Genomic DNA, 16,163 nt, shown 5'->3' on the forward strand with positions numbered 1-16,163 from the left:
CCGAACAGCCGGCGAACAGGTCGTTAGACTGGTTCTCGAATCCCCCATTCGAGGAGCGCGATGAGCACGCCCGCAGAGCAGGACGCCCAGGTGATCGTGGTTGGCGCCGGCCCGGCCGGAGCGACCGCGGCAACGTATCTGGCCCGCGCGGGAATCGACGTGCTGCTGCTGGAGAAAACCACCTTCCCGAGGGACAAGGTGTGCGGGGACGGCCTCACCCCCCGCGGCGTGAAGCAGCTCATCGATCTCGGCATCGACACCAGCGAGGAAGCCGGCTGGATGCACAGCAAAGGACTGCGCATTCGCACCGATGAACTGCTCCTCGAACTGCCATGGCCGGAGCTGACCAGCTTCCCGCCGTACGGGGTTTCCCGAACCAGGCACGATTTCGACGAGCTGCTCGCCCGTACCGCGCAGCGCGCTGGTGCCCGGCTGCTCGAACGGGTCACCGTGCAGGGCGCGCTGACCGACGAGCGCACCGGGCGAATCACCGGGGTCTACGGCAAATCCGGCCCGGAACGCGAGCCCGTGCGGTACCGGGCGCCGCTGGTGCTCGCCTGCGACGGCGTATCCGCGCGGCTGGCGCTGTCCGTTGGCATCGAGAAATCGGACACCCGCCCGATGGGTGTGGCGGTGCGCAGGTACTACCGCAGCCCTCGACACAGCGAGCCGTATATCGAGGGACACCTCGAACTGTGGGACCGCAGTGATCCGCGGCAGCCGAAGTTGCTGCCCGGCTACGGCTGGGCATTCCCGCTCGGCGACGGCACGGTCAATGTCGGCCTCGGCATGCTGTCCACCTCGAAAGCCTTCCGCAGTACCGACTACCGCGCCCTGCTGCGCACCTGGCTGGACGGAACCCCGGAGGAATGGGGCTACCGCGAGGAGAACGCCACCGGGCGGATCGGCGGTGCCGGCCTGCCAATGGGCTTCAACCGCACCCCGCACTACCGCGCCGGACTGCTGCTCGTCGGCGACTCCGGCGGGATGGTCAGCCCGTTCAACGGCGAGGGGATCCCCTCGGCGATGGAGTCGGCGAAGCTGGCTGCCGAACACGTGGTGCAGGCACTCGCCCGTCCTGAGGGGCCATCGCGGGAGCGTGCGCTCGCCGGTTATCCCCAGGCGCTCAAGGAGCTCATGGGTGGGTACTACCGGCTGGGCAATGTCTTCGCCAAACTGATCGGCCATCCGCGCGTGATGCGTGCTTGTACCAAGTACGGCTTGCGGGTAAAGACGCTCATCCCGTTGGTGTACAAGGGGATGAGCGGGTGCTACGACGCCAAGGACGGCGATGCGGTCGATCGGATCATCGCCGCCGCAACCCGGCTCGCGCCGAGCGTCTGAGGCCTTTACTAGATCAACAAACCCTGGTGTGCTCTGTCACTTAGGGTGCCCTTTGTCTGGGTCCTCCGGCGCGCGCATCGGCGCCGCTCAGCGCTTCGCGGAGGGCTATGTCCGGCACGTTTCCGGTCAGCCGAGCCAGATCCGGGTAAGCCGAACCCCGCAGACAACGCCGGAATACGCGTCCTACACTGGGCGGGCGGCTTGTGAATCACTTCACAACCTTGCACGATAGATTGTGAAGACTTTCACAAAGTCGCCGATAGCTGAAGGGCTCGCCGCCGTGACCAGTCCGGGTTAGGTCCTCCTAACTCGGGCGACAGTGATGAACACCCTTTAGGGTGCGTCGAGTAGCGACCGGCGGGCCAAGGCGGCCGAAAGGACGGCGGAGACGGTGTTGGTACCTGACACTGCGCGGCTGGGGGCGGATGCGATTGTCGCGTCTGGACAGCTCGCGCAAAGCGAGTCCGGTATGACGGGACTGGAGTCATACGTTCCGCTCATACTGCTGATCGCGGTGGCTGGCGCGTTCGCGGTGTTCTCCGTGACCGTCGCGCCGCTGGTCGGACCGCGTCGGTACAACAAGGCAAAACTCGACCCTTACGAGTGTGGGATCGAACCTTCGCCGCAGCCGGTAGTCGGCGGCGGCCGGGTGCCAGTGAAGTTCTACCTCACCGGCATGCTGTTCATCCTGTTCGACATCGAGATGGTCTTCCTCTACCCCTACGCGGTGGCCGCCGACTCCGTCGGGCTGTTCGGCTTCGTATCCGTGTTCATCTTCATCGTGGCGATCACGATCCCGTACATCTACGAGTGGCTCCGAGGTGGACTCGAATGGGACTAGAGGAAAAGCTGCCTAACGGCATCCTGTTGACCAGCGTGGAGAAGCTGGTGAACTGGACGCGCAGGGCCTCGCTGTGGCCGGCGACCTTCGGACTCGCCTGCTGTGCCATCGAGATGATGACCACCGGCGCCACCCGCTACGACCTTGGTCGCTTCGGGATGGAGGTGTTCCGCCCCTCGCCCCGGCAGGCCGATCTGATGATCGTGGCCGGTCGGGTGACCAACAAGATGGCGCCGGTGCTCCGCCAGATCTACGACCAGATGGCCGAGCCGCGCTGGGTGCTCGCCATGGGCGTGTGCGCCTCCTCCGGCGGCATGTTCAACAACTACGCGGTCGTCCAGGGCGTGGACCACGTGGTGCCGGTGGACATGTACTTGCCCGGCTGCCCGCCCCGGCCGGAGATGCTGATGGACGCGATCCTCAAGCTGCACGACAAGATCTCCGACGAGCCGCTCGGCCCGACCCGCGCGAAGCTCAAGGCGGACAGTGGGGAGCGCACTCCGCTGCTGCCCTCCTCGGTGCGCTACGCGACGAAGAAGAACGCCGACCTGTTCCAGGGGCCACGTGACCCGCGCACCGCGGACACCCCCGCGCATGAACTCGTCAAGCTGCACGGCAAGGACAAGAACGCTGAGCTGGCACCCGGTGGGGTGCTGCGCACCAGGGCCATCGAGTCCAGCGAGGCCGAAAAGGACAGTGCGGAAAGGGGTAGCGGTGAGTGAGGAGGACAAGCTGATCGGCTCCGGTAAACCCGACCCCGGCGACGAGCACTCCAGCGCCGAACACCAGGACGCTGGCCTGGAACCGGCCGAAGGCGCCGCGCGTCCCGCCGATTACCAGCCGGTGGTCGCCGGCCGTGCGCGCGCCGGAATGTTCGGCGTCAGCGACGCGGGAGACACCAGTGGCTACGGCGGGCTGCGGCTGCCGGCGCATGTCGCGCCGCCCACCGAGCGGCCGTACGGCGGTTGGTTCGACGAACTCGCCGACGATCTGCTTGAAGCGCTGCGGGCCAAGGGAATCGCGGAAAGCGCGATCCAGCAGGTCACCGTGGACCGTGGCGAGATCACCTTCTACGTGCACCGGGAGCACCTGGTCGGCGTCTGCTGGACGCTGCGCGAGGATCCCTCGTTGCGCTTCGAACTGTGCAGCTCCGTGTCCGCGGTGGACTATGGCGTCGACGTCCCGCAGCGGCTGCACTCCGTTTATCACCTCACCTCGATGACCTACCGCAGGCGGATTCGCCTCGAGGTCGCGGTCGATGTGGACGATCCGCATATTCCCTCGGTTGTCGAGGTCTACCCGACGGCGGACTGGCAGGAGCGAGAGAACTGGGACATGTTCGGGATCGTCTACGACGGTCACCCGGCGCTCACCAGGATCCTGATGCCAGACGACTGGGATGGGCATCCACAGCGTAAGGATTACCCATTGGGCGGGATTCCCGTGGAATACAAGGGTGCCGAAATACCGCCACCGGACGAACGGAGGGCGTACTCATGACCAGCGCCGACCCGTATGCCAGCGCTCGGGAAACCACCGAGGGCCGGGTGTACACGGTTACCGGTGGCGACTGGGACGAGGTACTCGAAGACGCCGCGGGTGACGAGCGGATCGTCATGAACCTCGGGCCGCAACACCCGTCCACGCACGGCGTGCTGCGGCTGGTCCTCGAACTCGAGGGCGAGACGGTCACCCAGATGCGATCGGTCATCGGTTACCTGCACACCGGGATCGAGAAGAACACCGAGTACCGAACCTGGACCCAGGGCGTCACCTTCGTGACGCGGATGGACTACCTCGCGCCACTGTCCAATGAGGCCGCCTACTGCATGGGCGTGGAGAAGTTGCTCGGCATCGAGGTGCCGCGCCGTGCGCAGATCGGCAGGGTGCTGCTCCTCGAGTTGAACCGGATCAGCTCGCATCTGGTGGCGCTCGCGACCGGCGGTATGGAGCTGGGCGCGTTGACCGGGATGACCAACGGTTTCCGGGAGCGCGAGGAAGCTCTACACCTGCTGGAACACCTCACCGGGCTGCGGATGAACCACGCGTTCATCCGGCCGGGCGGGCTCGCCCAGGACTTCCCCGAGGACTACCAGGAGAAGGTCAGCGAGTTCATCAAGGTGATGGACAAGCGGCTGCCGGACTACGACAAGCTGCTCACCGGGAACCCGATCTGGCAGGCGCGCCTCAAGGACGTCGGATACCTGCCGGTGGATGCCTGCCTCGCGCTCGGCATCACCGGCCCGGTACTGCGTTCCGCCGGTCTGCCATGGGATCTGCGCAAGACCGAGCCGTACCTCGGCTACGAGGAGTACGACTTCGAGGTGCCGACCACCACCGAGGCCGACTCCTACGGTCGTTACCTGATCCGGCTGGAGGAGATCCACCAGTCGCTGAAGATCATGAAGCAGTGCCTGCGCAAGCTGGAGCCAGGACCGGTCATGGTGGACGACGCCAAGATCGCCTGGCCGGCGAAGCTCACCATCGGTTCGGACGGGATGGGCAACTCGCTCGAGCACGTCCGCAAGATCATGGGCCAGTCCATGGAGTCCCTGATTCACCACTTCAAACTGGTCACCGAAGGCTTCCGGGTGCCGCCAGGGCAGGTGTACGTACCGATCGAGTCGCCACGCGGTGAGCTCGGCTATCACATGGTGTCGGATGGCGGCACCCGACCGATGCGGGTACACGTCCGGGAACCCAGTTTCGTGAACCTGCAGGCGATGCCCGCGATGTCCGAGGGCGCGCTGGTCTCCGACCTGATCGCGGCCGTCGCTTCGCTTGATCCGGTGATGGGAGGGTGCGACCGATGACCGCGGATGCGCTTTCGCACGGCGCGGGCAGGGGAACCGCGACCGATGTGGACAGCCTGCCGGAGGATTCTCCGTTCGGGGCGGACACGGTCGCCACGGCGCGGGAGATCATCGCGCGCTACCCGCAGTCCCGCTCGGCGCTGTTGCCGCTGTTGCACCTGGTGCAGTCGGTGCAGGGTTACGTGTCCCAGCACGGCATCGCGTTCTGCGCGAACCAGCTCGAGCTGAGCACCGCCGAGGTAAGCGCGGTGGCCACGTTCTACACCATGTACAAGCGCAAGCCCTGCGGTGAGCACCTGGTGAGCGTGTGCACCAACACCTTGTGCGCGGCGCTCGGCGGCGACGCGATCTACGACAAGCTGCGCACGCACCTGGGCAGCGAGGACAAACCGCTTGGCCACGAGGAAACCTCGGGTACCCCTGGCGAGCAGGGCTCGATCACCCTCGAGCACGCGGAATGCCTCGCCGCCTGCGATTTCGCGCCGGTACTCCAGGTGAACTACGAGTACTACGACAACCAGACCACCGAGTCCGCTGTGGACCTGGTGGATGCCCTGCGGCGCGGCGAGAAGCCGGCGCCAACCAGGGGTGCTCCGCTGACCGACTTCCGCGGCGTGGAGTACCAGCTCGCCGCCGGCTTCGACACCGCGGCGGAGGCCGTCGGCGGACCGTCCGCCTCGGCGGCGACGCTGCGCGGCGCGCAGTTGGCCAACGAGCGCGGCTGGACCGCGCCGGCCATGCCGGACAACGTCGACCTGCCACCAGCGCCGGAGAAGAAATGACCGAAGTGGACAAGTTGACCCCGGTACTGACCAAGCGCTGGCTGTCCCCGAACTCGTGGACACTGCGCACCTACGAGCAGCTGGAGGGCTACACCGCGCTGCCGAAGGCGCTGCGCGGTAGCCCGGAGCAGTTGGTTCAGCTGGTCAAGGACTCCGGGCTGCGCGGACGTGGCGGTGCCGGCTTCCCCGCGGGCGTGAAGTGGAGCTTCATGCCGCCCAATGAGGACAAGCCGCACTACCTGGTGATCAACGCCGATGAGGGCGAGCCGGGAACCTGCAAGGACATCCCGCTGATGATGGCCGACCCGCATTCGCTGATCGAGGGCTGCGTGATCGCCTCGTACGCGATGCGCGCGCATCACTGCTTCATCTACGTGCGCGGCGAGGTGCCGCACTGCATCCGCAGGTTGAACGCCGCGGTCGCGGAGGCATACCAGGCCGGCTACCTCGGCAAGAACATCCTTGGCTCCGGCTTCGACCTGGAACTCGTGGTGCACGCCGGTGCCGGCGCCTACATCTGTGGCGAGGAAACCGCGCTACTCGACTCGCTGGAGGGCCGGCGTGGCCAGCCCCGGCTGAAGCCGCCGTTCCCCGCGGCAGCCGGGCTCTACGCGCAGCCGACCACGGTGAACAACGTGGAGACCATCGCCAGCGTGCCGTACATCGTGAACGCGGGGGCCGATTGGTTCCGCACGATGGGCTCGGAGAAGTCACCCGGCCCGAAGATCTACTCGCTTTCCGGACATGTGGAGCGTCCCGGCCAGTACGAGGCGCCGCTCGGCACCACCCTGCGAGAACTGCTGGATCTTGCTGGCGGGATGAAAGACGGTATTCCGCTGAAGTTCTGGACCCCGGGCGGTTCCTCGACCCCGCTGTTCACCGCGGAGCACCTGGATGTACCGCTGGACTTTGAGGGTGCCGCCGAGGCCGGCTCGATGCTTGGCACCACGGCGTTGCAGATCTTCAACGAGACCGTGTCCGTGCCATGGGCGGTGATGAAGTGGACCGAGTTCTACAAGCACGAGTCCTGCGGTAAGTGCACGCCCTGCAGGGAAGGCACCTACTGGCTCACCCAGATCCTGCAGCGGATGGTCCGTGGCGAGGGCACCGAAACCGATATCGACACGCTGCTCGATGTGTGCGACAACGTGCTCGGCAGGTCCTTCTGCGCGCTCGGCGACGGCGCCGTCTCGCCGATCACCAGTGGCATCAAGTACTTCAAGGACGAGTTCCTCGCGCTGTGTGAGAGCAACAGGGCAAAGGGCGCGTCGCAGACCGAACCCGCACTCGCTGGAGCTGGATCATGACCCTGGCCGCGGATCGCAACCACGAGGGTGAGCTGGAAGTCCCCGAGGGCTACGTCAAGCTCACCATCGACGGCCTCGAAGTCGTCGCGCCGCAGGGCGAATTGATCATCCGTACCGCCGAGCGCCTTGGCATCCAGGTGCCGCGCTTCTGCGACCATCCGCTGCTCGACCCTGCCGGTGCCTGCCGGCAGTGCCTCGTCGAGGTGGAGATGGGCGGGCGGCCGATGCCGAAACCGCAGGCCTCCTGCACGGTTCCGGTCGCCGACGGCATGGTGGTGAAAACCCAGCACACCTCGCCGGTCGCGGACAAGGCCCAGCAGGGCGTGATGGAGCTGCTGCTGATCAACCACCCGCTGGACTGCCCGATCTGCGACAAGGGCGGCGAATGTCCACTGCAGAATCAGGCGATGTCCAACGGCCGTGCCGAATCGCGGTTCGTGGACACCAAGCGGACCTTCCCGAAGCCGCTGCCGATCTCCAGTCAGGTGCTGCTCGACCGGGAGCGCTGCGTGCTCTGCCAGCGTTGCACCCGGTTCTCCAACGAGATCGCCGGTGACCCGTTCATCGAGTTGCTGGAACGCGGCGCCGGTCAGCAGATTGGTACCTCCGCGACGGCCGCGATCGCCGATGAGGCCGAATCCGCGGCCAACACCATCGAAGGCAAGCCGTTCCAGAGCTACTTCTCCGGCAACACCATCCAGATCTGCCCGGTCGGCGCGTTGACCAGCGCGGCCTACCGGTTCCGGTCCCGGCCGTTCGATCTGGTGTCCACGCCGAGCATCTGCGAAGGCTGCTCGTCCGGCTGCGCGGAGCGGGTGGACACCCGGCGCGGCAAGATCATGCGCAAGCTGGCGAGCAATGATCCCGAGGTGAACGAGGAGTGGATCTGCGATAAGGGCCGCTTCTCCTTCCCGTACGTCGCCGCGGCCGACCGGGTACTGCGCCCGCAGGTGCGTAACGCGGAGACCGGGAAGCTGGAGGACGCCTCGTGGACCGAGGCGCTGCGGGTCGCGGCCGAAGGGCTGACCGCGGCCCGCGAGCGCGGGGTCGGCGTTCTCGCCAGCGGGCGGAGCACCCTCGAGGACGCCTACGCCTACAGCAAGTTCGCCAGGATCGCGTTGCGGACCAACGACATCGACTTCCGCGCGCGGGCGCATTCGGCCGAGGAACTGGACTTCCTCACCGCCAAGGTGCTCGGCACGAACCCGGAAACCGGCGTCAGCTTCGCGTCGATCGAACAGGCGCCCGCCGTGCTCTGCGTGGCGCTCGAGCCGGAGGATGAATCGCCGATCGTCTTCTTGCGGCTGCGGAAGGCGGCCCGCAAGAGCGGAACCAAGGTTTTCCACCTGGCGTCCTGGACCTCGCCCGCGGTCACCAAGACCTTCGGCACGCTGTTGCCGGCCGTACCGGGTGAGGAGCCGAAGGAACTCGATCATCTCGATTCCGCGGTGCGTGACCAGCTTTCCGCGCCCGGCGCGGTACTACTGGTCGGTGAGCGGGCAGCCGAGGTACCGGGGCTTTACTCCGCGGTGGCAAGGCTCGCCGAGTCGACGGGGGCCAAGCTCGCGTGGATCCCGCGCCGCGCAGGTGAGCGCGGGGCGCTCGAAGCCGGCGCGCTGCCCACCCTGCTGCCCGGTGGCCGCGCGGTCGCCGATGCGGCGGCGCGCACCGAGCTGGAAACGGCCTGGGGCCTCGAGGCCGGTGCATTGCCGACCGAGCAGGGCAAGGACACCGCGGACATCCTGCGCGCGGCCGCGGACGGTGAGCTTGGTGGACTCCTCGTTGGCGGGGTCGACCCGGACGATCTGCCGGATCCCGCGCTCGCGCGGACCGCGCTGCGCTCCGCCGGTTTCGTGGTGAGCCTGGAAGTACGGCACTCCGCGGTCACCGAGCTCGCCGATGTGGTGTTGCCGGTCGCGGCCGCGCCGGAGAAGGACGGCAGCTTCGTGAACTGGGAGGGCCGGCACCGGCCGTTCGAGATCGCGCTGCATCGTTCGGACGGTGCGACCTTGCCGGACTGCCGGGTGCTGGACACGCTCGCCATCGAGATGGACGCGGACCTGTTCACCCAGACACCGAAGGCGGCCACGGAGGATCTGCTGCGGATCGGCTACGCCGGTACCGCGGTGGCCGCCGCGCCGAACGCGCAACCGAGTGAGCAGCCGACGCGTAGCAAACCCAACCAGGCGGTACTCGCCACCTGGCGGGAACTACTGGACGGCGGATCGCTACAGGCCGATGAACCCGCCCTGGCCGGTACCGCGCGTACCCGATGCGTCAGGATGTCGGCGAACACCGCAACCGAAGCGGGTCTGCGCAAGGGCGAGCTGGCCGTGCTTTCCGCCGCAGTGGACGGTGGCGGCGAGGTGCGGCTGCCCGTGGAGATCGCTGATCTGCCCGACGGGGTGGTGTGGGCGCCAGGTGGTGGCGAGTTCGGCAAGATTCGCCGCGACCTCGGGGTCGGTCACGGATCGTTGGTCGTGCTCAGGGGCGGAGGCAGCCAGGCATGAACCGGATGAACATGTTGCTCGCCCAGGAGCAGACCAGGGCGGAGGTCCTCGCGGACGATCCATTGTGGCTGGTCCTGCTGAAGGCGGTGGTGCTGTTCGCCTTCGGTGTGGTCATGACCCTCTTCATGATCAACTGGGAGCGCAAGGTCGTCGGGCGGATGCAGCACCGGCCCGGTCCGAACCGGAACGGTCCGGGCGGCTGGCTGCAGTCCCTCGCGGATGGGCTCAAGCTGGCCTTCAAGGAAGAGGTCATCCCGACCAGCGCGGACCGCAAGGTCTACTGGATGGCTCCGGTTATCTCCACGATTCCCGCGTTCACCGCCTTCTCGGTGATCCCGTGGGGGCCGGAAGTCTCGATCTTCGGTGAGCGCACCTATCTCCAGCTGGTCGACCTGCCAGTCGGTGCCCTTGTGGTGCTGGCAGCCGCGGCCATCGGGGTGTACGGCATCGTGCTCGGTGGCTGGGCATCCGGCTCGCCGTATCCGTTGCTCGGCGCGTTGCGGTCCGCGGCCCAGGTGATCTCCTACGAGATCGCGATGGGTTTCGCGATCGTGTCCGTGGTGCTTTACGCGCAGTCGCTTTCCACTGGGGACATCGTGGACGCACAGCGCAATGGCTGGTTCGCACTGTTGCTGCTGCCCAGTTTCATCATCTACGTGGTCTCCATGGTTGGCGAGACCAACCGTGCGCCGTTCGACCTGCCGGAAGCCGAGTCCGAACTGGTCGGTGGTTTCCACACCGAGTACTCCTCGCTGAAGTTCGCGCTGTTCTTCCTCGCCGAGTACGTGAACATGGTGGTGGTCTCCGCCTTCGCGACCACGCTGTTCCTCGGCGGTTACATGGCGCCGTGGCCGTTGTCCGCGATCGGCGACGGGGTGCTGAACACCGGTTGGTGGCCGCTCATCTGGTTCATCGCCAAGATGCTGCTCTTCCTGTTCGTCTACATCTGGCTGCGCGGCACGCTGCCCCGGTTGCGTTATGACCAGTTCATGCGGCTGGGCTGGAAGGTACTCGTACCGATCAGCCTCGGCTGGTTCGTGATCGTCGCCGGTATCCGGGCGATCCGTACCGATGGCGGGGTGTCCACCACGCAGATCCTGATCGTCGGCGCCGTAGCGATCGTCATCATCGTGTTGCTCAGCCTGCTCATTCCGGAGAAGCAGGTAGCCGAGGACGCGAACAAGATCCCGGTGACCGGCAGCGGGTACCCGGTACCACCGATGGACCTGCAAGTGCCGACGAAGCCGCGGCGCAAGGTCAGCGCGGGCAAGTCGGCCACCCGATCCGAACTGACCGGTTCCACCACCGGCAAGGAGGCAGACGATGGGAATGTTTGACCCCATCAAGGGTTTCGGCGTCACCTTCTCGACGATGTTCAAGAAGACCGTCACTGAGCAGTACCCGGAGGATTTCCGGGCAACCGCACCGCGTTATCACGGTCGGCACCAGCTCAACCGGCACCCGGACGGCCTCGAGAAGTGCGTCGGTTGCGAGCTGTGCGCCTGGGCCTGTCCCGCTGATGCGATCTTCGTCGAGGGTGGGGACAACACCGAGGACGAGCGGTACTCGCCAGGTGAGCGGTATGGCAAGGACTACCAGATCAACTACCTGCGCTGCATCGGCTGCGGGTTGTGCATCGAAGCCTGCCCGACCCGCTCGCTGACGATGGTGAACTTCTACGAGCTCGCCGATGACGACCGGCAGCGGTTGATCTACACCAAGGAAGACCTGCTCGCCCCGCTACTGCCGGGCATGGAGCAGCCACCGCATCCAATGCGCCTCGGGGACAACGAGCAGGACTACTACACCAAGGGCCCGCAGCTCGCCCGCGAAGCGCTTCCCGCGAGCGGTCAGAGTGGACAGTCCAAGGAGGCCGGTCAATGAGTGCGGTGCTCGCACAAGCCGTCACCCTGGCGCAGGGCGGGGAGGTGTCCACCGGTGAGGCGGTGGCCTTCTGGATCCTCGGCCCCGCCGCGGTGGCCGGCGCGCTCGGCATGATCCTTGCGCGCAATGCGGTGCATTCGGCGCTGTGGCTGGTGCTGACCATGCTCAGCCTGGCGATGATCTACCTGACGCAGCGGGCGACCTTCCTCGGGTTCACCCAGATCATCGTCTACACCGGTGCGATCATGATGCTGTTCCTGTTCGTGCTGATGCTAGCGGGCAGAGACAGTTCCGATTCGGTGGTCGAAGTACTTCGTGGGCAGCGATTGGCCGCGGGGCTACTCGGCATTGGCCTGGCCGTGCTGGTGGTGACCCTGCTCGGCCGCTCGCTGACCGACACCCAGATCGCCGCGCCACTGGATCCGTACTCGCCGGAAGGCGGGGGCGCCGGTGGCCTCGGCCGGCTCATCTTCGGTGATTTCCTCTTCCCGTTCGAGCTCTCCGCCGCGCTGCTGATCGTGGCCGCGGTGGGTGCCATGTTGCTTTCCCACTCGGGCGGCAAGAAAACCAAGAAAACCCAGCGGGAGTTGGTGGAGGAGCGGTTCCGCGGGCAGCACGACCGCCCGTCCCCGCTGCCGGGGCCCGGCGTGTTCGCCACCGCGAACTCGGTGGCCACGCCAGCACTGCTGCCGGATGGTTCGGTCGCCCCGGAATCCCTGTCCAGAATCATTGACTCGGCCGCAGCCGAGGAGTTCCGCGACGAGATCCGCGAGGTCTCCGGGACCGGCCCCGAGGCGGATGCGCATGCGCTGATCACGCCGGCCGAAGGTGCCGAGGCGCCCGGCGGCGAGGGGACCGACGGCCAGCGGGCCGACAGCGAAGGGGACAAGGCGTGACTCCGACGTACTACCTGCTGCTCGCCGCGCTGCTGTTCTGCATCGGCGCGGTCGGCGTGCTGATCAGGCGCAACGCCGTGGTGGTTTTCATGTGCATCGAGTTGATGCTCAACTCGGTGAACCTGACGCTGATCACCTTCGCGCGTATCGAGGGTGGACTGGAGGGCCAGGTGATGGCCTTCTTCGTGATGGTGGTCGCCGCGGCGGAAGTGGTCGTGGGCTTGGCGATCATCATGGCGATCTTCCGCGCCCGACGCTCGGCTTCGGTCGACGACACCAACTTGCTCAAGTACTGAAAGGTCTTCACACGTGACTGCGACATCGTGGCTGCTGGTCGCGCTGCCCGCGCTGGGCGCCTTGGTGCTGCTGCTTGGTGGCCGTCGGACGAATGCCTGGGGGCATCTGCTCGGCTGCGCCACCGTGCTCGCGGCGTTCGTGTACGGGCTGGTGCTGTTCTTCTCCACTACTGGTAAGGCAGCGGGGGAGCGGGTCGCTGATGTGAACCTGTTCTCCTGGATCCCGGTCGACGCTTTGCAAGTGGACTTCGGGCTGCGGATCGACCCACTCTCGGTGACCTTCGTCCTGCTGATCACCGGGGTTGGCTCGGTGATCCACATCTACTCCATTGGCTATATGGAGCACGATGACGATCGCCGGAAGTTCTTCGCCTACCTCAACCTGTTCGTCGCCGCGATGCTCGTGCTGGTACTCGGCAACAGCTTCGTGACGCTCTACCTCGGTTGGGAAGGCGTTGGCCTCGCTTCCTATCTGCTGATCGGCTTCTGGCAGGACCGGCCGTCCGCGGCGACCGCCGCGAAGAAGGCGTTCCTGATGAACCGGGTCGGCGATGTTGGGCTGGCCCTGGCCATCTTCCTGATGTGGAAGTACGTGGGCAGCACCCAGTACTCCGAGGTGTTCGCCGGTGTCGGCGAGATCCCGACCGGCGCGGTGCTCGCGATCGGACTGCTTCTGCTGCTCGGTGCCTGCGGTAAGTCCGGCCAGTTCCCGCTGCAGGCCTGGTTGCCGGACGCGATGGAAGGTCCGACCCCGGTTTCCGCGCTGATCCACGCGGCGACCATGGTGACCGCGGGTGTGTACCTGGTCGCAAGGGCGAACCCGATCTACAACGAGACCGCGACCGGACAGCTGGTCGTCACGCTGGTTGGCGTGGTGACGCTGCTGATCGGGGCGATCATCGGCTGTGCCTACGACGACATCAAGAAGGTGCTCGCGTACTCCACGGTCAGCCAGATCGGCTATATGATGCTCGCCGTCGGGCTCGGCCCGATCGGTTACGCGCTCGGCATCATGCACCTACTCACCCACGGCTTCTTCAAGGCCGGGCTGTTCCTCGGTGCCGGTTCGGTGATGCACGGGATGAACGACGAGGTGGACATCCGCAAGTTCGGCGGGTTGTGGCGAAAGATGCCGATCACGGCCGTCACTTTTGGACTCGGCTACCTCGCGCTGATCGGCTTCCCGTTCCTTTCCGGGTTCTACTCCAAGGACGCGATCATCGAAGCCGCCTTCGGCAAGCCAGGCTGGCAAGGCTGGGTGTTCGGTGGTGCGGCGATGCTCGGCGCTGGGCTGACCGCGTTCTACATGACCCGCCTGTTCCTGCTGACCTTCTTCGGTAAGCCGAGGTGGAAGGACATCAAGTCCAGCGATGGTCGGGAGTTCCACCCGCACGAGTCGCCTGCCGTGATGACCGTGCCGATGATCCTGCTCGCGTTCGGATCGATCGGGGCCGGCTTCTTCCTCTACTCGGGCGACCGGTTGGTGACCTGGCTCGCGCCCTCGCTCGGCGAGCTGGCGCATGCCGAGCAGACCGCGATCGATCCCGGGCTGGTGCCGCCGCTGACCGTTGGCCTTTCCGCGCTCGGCGCATTGCTGGCCTGGTTGCTGGTGGCCCGCAAGGAAACCCCGGTCGAGCGGCCGGAGCGGGTCTCCGCGGTGGTGCGCGCGGCGCGCAACGATCTGTACGGCAATGCGTTGAACGAGACGTTGATCGCGCGTCCGGGCACCTGGCTTGCCCGCGCGCTGGTCTATGTGGACAACAAGGGCGTTGACGGCCTGGTGAACGGCCTTGCCGCGACGCTCGGCGGTAGTTCCGGGCGATTGCGTAGGTTGCAGACCGGCTTCGTGCGGTCCTACGCGCTGTCCATGCTGGGCGGTTCGATTCTCGTTCTCGCCGCACTGTTGATGGTGAGGTTCGCGTGATGTTGCTGGCATTGTTGCTGCTACCGCTGATCGGCGGCATCCTCGTCGCGTTCCTGCGCGATGACCGTGTTGCCAAGCGTGCCGCCTTGGCGATTGCGCTCGTCGAGCTGGCGCTGGTGGTGCCGGCCTGGCTGAGCTATGACCCGGACGGCGAGCGGATCCAGCAGACGCTGTCGGTGGACTGGATTCCCGCCTTCGGCGTGCAGTTCTCCCTTGGTATCGACGGCATCGCGTTGGTGATGCTGGCGCTGATCGCCCTGCTGGTGCCGATCGTGATCGGTGGTTCCTGGGCGGACAAGCTGCCGGAGGGGCGCTCAGCTGCCGGTTTCTACTCGCTCATCCTGCTCATGGAAGCCGGGATGATCGGGGTCTTCGCGGCCACCGACGTCTTCCTGTTCTACGTGTTCTTCGAAGTCGTGCTCGTGCCGATGTACTTCCTCATTGGACGGTTCGGCGGGCCGCGTCGCCAGTACGCGGCGGTGAAGTTCTTCCTGTACTCGCTGCTCGGTGGGCTGATCATGCTCGCCTCGGTGATCGGGCTCTACGTGGTCAGCGCGCGGGAGCTCGGTGAGGGCTCGCTGGACTGGGCGACGCTCACCGAAGTGATGCAAACCGTGGACACCTCGACGCAGGTGTGGCTGTTCCTCGGGTTCTTCCTCGCCTTCGCGATCAAGGCGCCGCTGGTGCCGCTGCACACCTGGCTGCCGGACGCCGGTGCGGAAGCGCCGGTCGGTGTCGGCGTGCTGCTTGTCGGCGTGCTCGACAAGATCGGCACCTTCGGGTTCCTGCGCTACTGCCTGCCGCTTTTCCCCGCGGCGAGCCAGGAACTGGCGCCGCTGGTGCTGGTGCTCTCGGTCGCCGGGATCATCTACGCGGCACTGCTTGCGGTCGGCCAGGACGATATGAAGCGGTTCGTCTCGTACACCTCGATCGCCCACTTCGGTTTCATCGGCCTCGGTATCTTCGCGTTCAGCGATCAGGCCGCGACCGGTGCCGTGCTGTACATGTTCAACCACGGGCTCGCCACCGGAATGCTGTTCCTGGTCATCGGCATGGTGATCACCAGGGGTGGGTCGCGGTTGATCTCCGACTACGGCGGCATGGCCAAGATCACCCCGGTGCTCGGCGGGATGTTCTTCATCGCCGGCTTGGCCTCGCTCGCGCTACCCGGGACCAACTCGTTCATCAGCGAGTTCCTCGTGTTGCTTGGCGCCTTCGGCCCGGAACCGGTGTACACGATCATCGCCGCGGTCGGCATGATCCTCGCCGCGCTGTACGTGCTGTGGGCTTACCAGCGGATCATGCAGGGCCCGGTCCGGGGCAACGCGCTGGTAGGCGTGGGCAGTGGTCCCGGAACCACGATCGCTCCTGAAGTCGGCGCCAAACGAGGGATCTCCGATCTGTCCAAACGGGAGATCGGCGTACTCGCCCCACTGGTAGTGCTGATCATCGGACTCGGGATTTACCCGAAACCGGTACTCGACGTGATTACTCCGTCGGTGCAGGACACCGTGACCGCGGTGACCGAAGCGCCGGCCGAGCAAGGAGGGAACTGAGTTGCTCACC

General features: G+C 66.2%; 13 protein-coding genes and 1 pseudogene. All 14 read left to right on the top strand.

Features of this window, described 5'->3' with window-relative positions:
* Positions 1-60: 60 nt before the first annotated feature.
* The 14 genes and pseudogenes from EV191_RS14535 (at position 61) to EV191_RS14600 (ending at position 16,153) form a co-directional block, all read left to right on the top strand.
* Positions 61-1,344, top strand: a complete 1,284-nt coding sequence (locus EV191_RS14535) for a geranylgeranyl reductase family protein (protein WP_132877572.1) — start codon at positions 61-63, stop codon at positions 1,342-1,344.
* A gap of 469 nt (positions 1,345-1,813) precedes the next feature.
* On the top strand, positions 1,814-2,185 hold the full coding sequence (locus EV191_RS14540) for an NADH-quinone oxidoreductase subunit A (RefSeq protein WP_132877573.1): 372 nt from the start codon (positions 1,814-1,816) through the stop codon (positions 2,183-2,185).
* Positions 2,176-2,721: pseudogene (locus tag EV191_RS14545) on the top strand (NuoB/complex I 20 kDa subunit family protein); the annotation flags it as partial. The gene EV191_RS14540 and the pseudogene EV191_RS14545, both read left to right, overlap by 10 nt.
* Positions 2,722-2,920: 199 nt before the next feature.
* Positions 2,921-3,685: an NADH-quinone oxidoreductase subunit C gene (locus tag EV191_RS14550; protein ID WP_132877712.1), complete on the top strand. Its 765-nt coding sequence runs from the start codon at positions 2,921-2,923 to the stop codon at positions 3,683-3,685.
* On the top strand, positions 3,682-4,998 hold the full coding sequence (locus EV191_RS14555; RefSeq protein ID WP_132877575.1) for an NADH-quinone oxidoreductase subunit D: 1,317 nt from the start codon (positions 3,682-3,684) through the stop codon (positions 4,996-4,998). The genes EV191_RS14550 and EV191_RS14555 overlap by 4 nt, the downstream gene beginning before the upstream one ends.
* The gene (gene nuoE / locus EV191_RS14560) at positions 4,995-5,780 is read left to right on the top strand and encodes an NADH-quinone oxidoreductase subunit NuoE (protein ID WP_132877576.1); all 786 of its coding nucleotides are present in this window, start codon (positions 4,995-4,997) and stop codon (positions 5,778-5,780) included. Before EV191_RS14555 ends, nuoE begins: the two co-directional genes overlap by 4 nt.
* The gene (gene nuoF / locus EV191_RS14565) at positions 5,777-7,087 is read left to right on the top strand and encodes an NADH-quinone oxidoreductase subunit NuoF (RefSeq protein WP_132877577.1); all 1,311 of its coding nucleotides are present in this window, start codon (positions 5,777-5,779) and stop codon (positions 7,085-7,087) included. The genes nuoE and nuoF overlap by 4 nt, the downstream gene beginning before the upstream one ends.
* Complete coding sequence (locus tag EV191_RS14570; RefSeq protein WP_132877578.1) at positions 7,084-9,597, top strand: NADH-quinone oxidoreductase subunit G; 2,514 nt, start codon at positions 7,084-7,086, stop codon at positions 9,595-9,597. Before nuoF ends, EV191_RS14570 begins: the two co-directional genes overlap by 4 nt.
* 5 nt (positions 9,598-9,602) lie before the next feature.
* Positions 9,603-10,934 carry an NADH-quinone oxidoreductase subunit NuoH gene (gene nuoH, locus EV191_RS14575; protein WP_132877713.1) on the top strand — a complete coding sequence of 444 codons (1,332 nt, stop codon included), beginning with the start codon at positions 9,603-9,605 and terminating at the stop codon, positions 10,932-10,934.
* Positions 10,921-11,481, top strand: coding sequence for an NADH-quinone oxidoreductase subunit NuoI (gene nuoI / locus EV191_RS14580; RefSeq protein WP_132877579.1), 561 nt, complete (start codon positions 10,921-10,923; stop codon positions 11,479-11,481). The genes nuoH and nuoI overlap by 14 nt, the downstream gene beginning before the upstream one ends.
* On the top strand, positions 11,478-12,377 hold the full coding sequence (locus EV191_RS14585) for an NADH-quinone oxidoreductase subunit J (RefSeq protein WP_132877580.1): 900 nt from the start codon (positions 11,478-11,480) through the stop codon (positions 12,375-12,377). The genes nuoI and EV191_RS14585 overlap by 4 nt, the downstream gene beginning before the upstream one ends.
* Positions 12,374-12,673, top strand: a complete 300-nt coding sequence (nuoK, locus tag EV191_RS14590; protein ID WP_132877581.1) for an NADH-quinone oxidoreductase subunit NuoK — start codon at positions 12,374-12,376, stop codon at positions 12,671-12,673. The genes EV191_RS14585 and nuoK overlap by 4 nt, the downstream gene beginning before the upstream one ends.
* Before the next feature lie 13 nt (positions 12,674-12,686).
* The gene (gene nuoL, locus EV191_RS14595) at positions 12,687-14,597 is read left to right on the top strand and encodes an NADH-quinone oxidoreductase subunit L (RefSeq protein WP_132877582.1); all 1,911 of its coding nucleotides are present in this window, start codon (positions 12,687-12,689) and stop codon (positions 14,595-14,597) included.
* Positions 14,597-16,153, top strand: coding sequence for an NADH-quinone oxidoreductase subunit M (locus EV191_RS14600; protein WP_132877583.1), 1,557 nt, complete (start codon positions 14,597-14,599; stop codon positions 16,151-16,153). The genes nuoL and EV191_RS14600 overlap by 1 nt, the downstream gene beginning before the upstream one ends.
* Positions 16,154-16,163: the final 10 nt, after the last annotated feature.

The organism is Tamaricihabitans halophyticus, from assembly GCF_004340875.1.
GTDB classification, from domain to species: Bacteria; Actinomycetota; Actinomycetes; order Mycobacteriales; family Pseudonocardiaceae; genus Tamaricihabitans; species Tamaricihabitans halophyticus.

Coding starts and splice junctions, on each gene's coding strand:
- EV191_RS14535 (WP_132877572.1), top strand. CDS start 61: ATGAGCACGCCCGCAGAGCAGGACGCCCAGGTGATCGTGGTTGGCGCC.
- EV191_RS14540 (WP_132877573.1), top strand. CDS start 1,814: ATGACGGGACTGGAGTCATACGTTCCGCTCATACTGCTGATCGCGGTG.
- EV191_RS14555 (WP_132877575.1), top strand. CDS start 3,682: ATGACCAGCGCCGACCCGTATGCCAGCGCTCGGGAAACCACCGAGGGC.
- nuoE (WP_132877576.1), top strand. CDS start 4,995: ATGACCGCGGATGCGCTTTCGCACGGCGCGGGCAGGGGAACCGCGACC.
- nuoF (WP_132877577.1), top strand. CDS start 5,777: ATGACCGAAGTGGACAAGTTGACCCCGGTACTGACCAAGCGCTGGCTG.
- EV191_RS14570 (WP_132877578.1), top strand. CDS start 7,084: ATGACCCTGGCCGCGGATCGCAACCACGAGGGTGAGCTGGAAGTCCCC.
- nuoH (WP_132877713.1), top strand. CDS start 9,603: ATGAACATGTTGCTCGCCCAGGAGCAGACCAGGGCGGAGGTCCTCGCG.
- nuoI (WP_132877579.1), top strand. CDS start 10,921: ATGGGAATGTTTGACCCCATCAAGGGTTTCGGCGTCACCTTCTCGACG.
- EV191_RS14585 (WP_132877580.1), top strand. CDS start 11,478: ATGAGTGCGGTGCTCGCACAAGCCGTCACCCTGGCGCAGGGCGGGGAG.
- EV191_RS14600 (WP_132877583.1), top strand. CDS start 14,597: ATGTTGCTGGCATTGTTGCTGCTACCGCTGATCGGCGGCATCCTCGTC.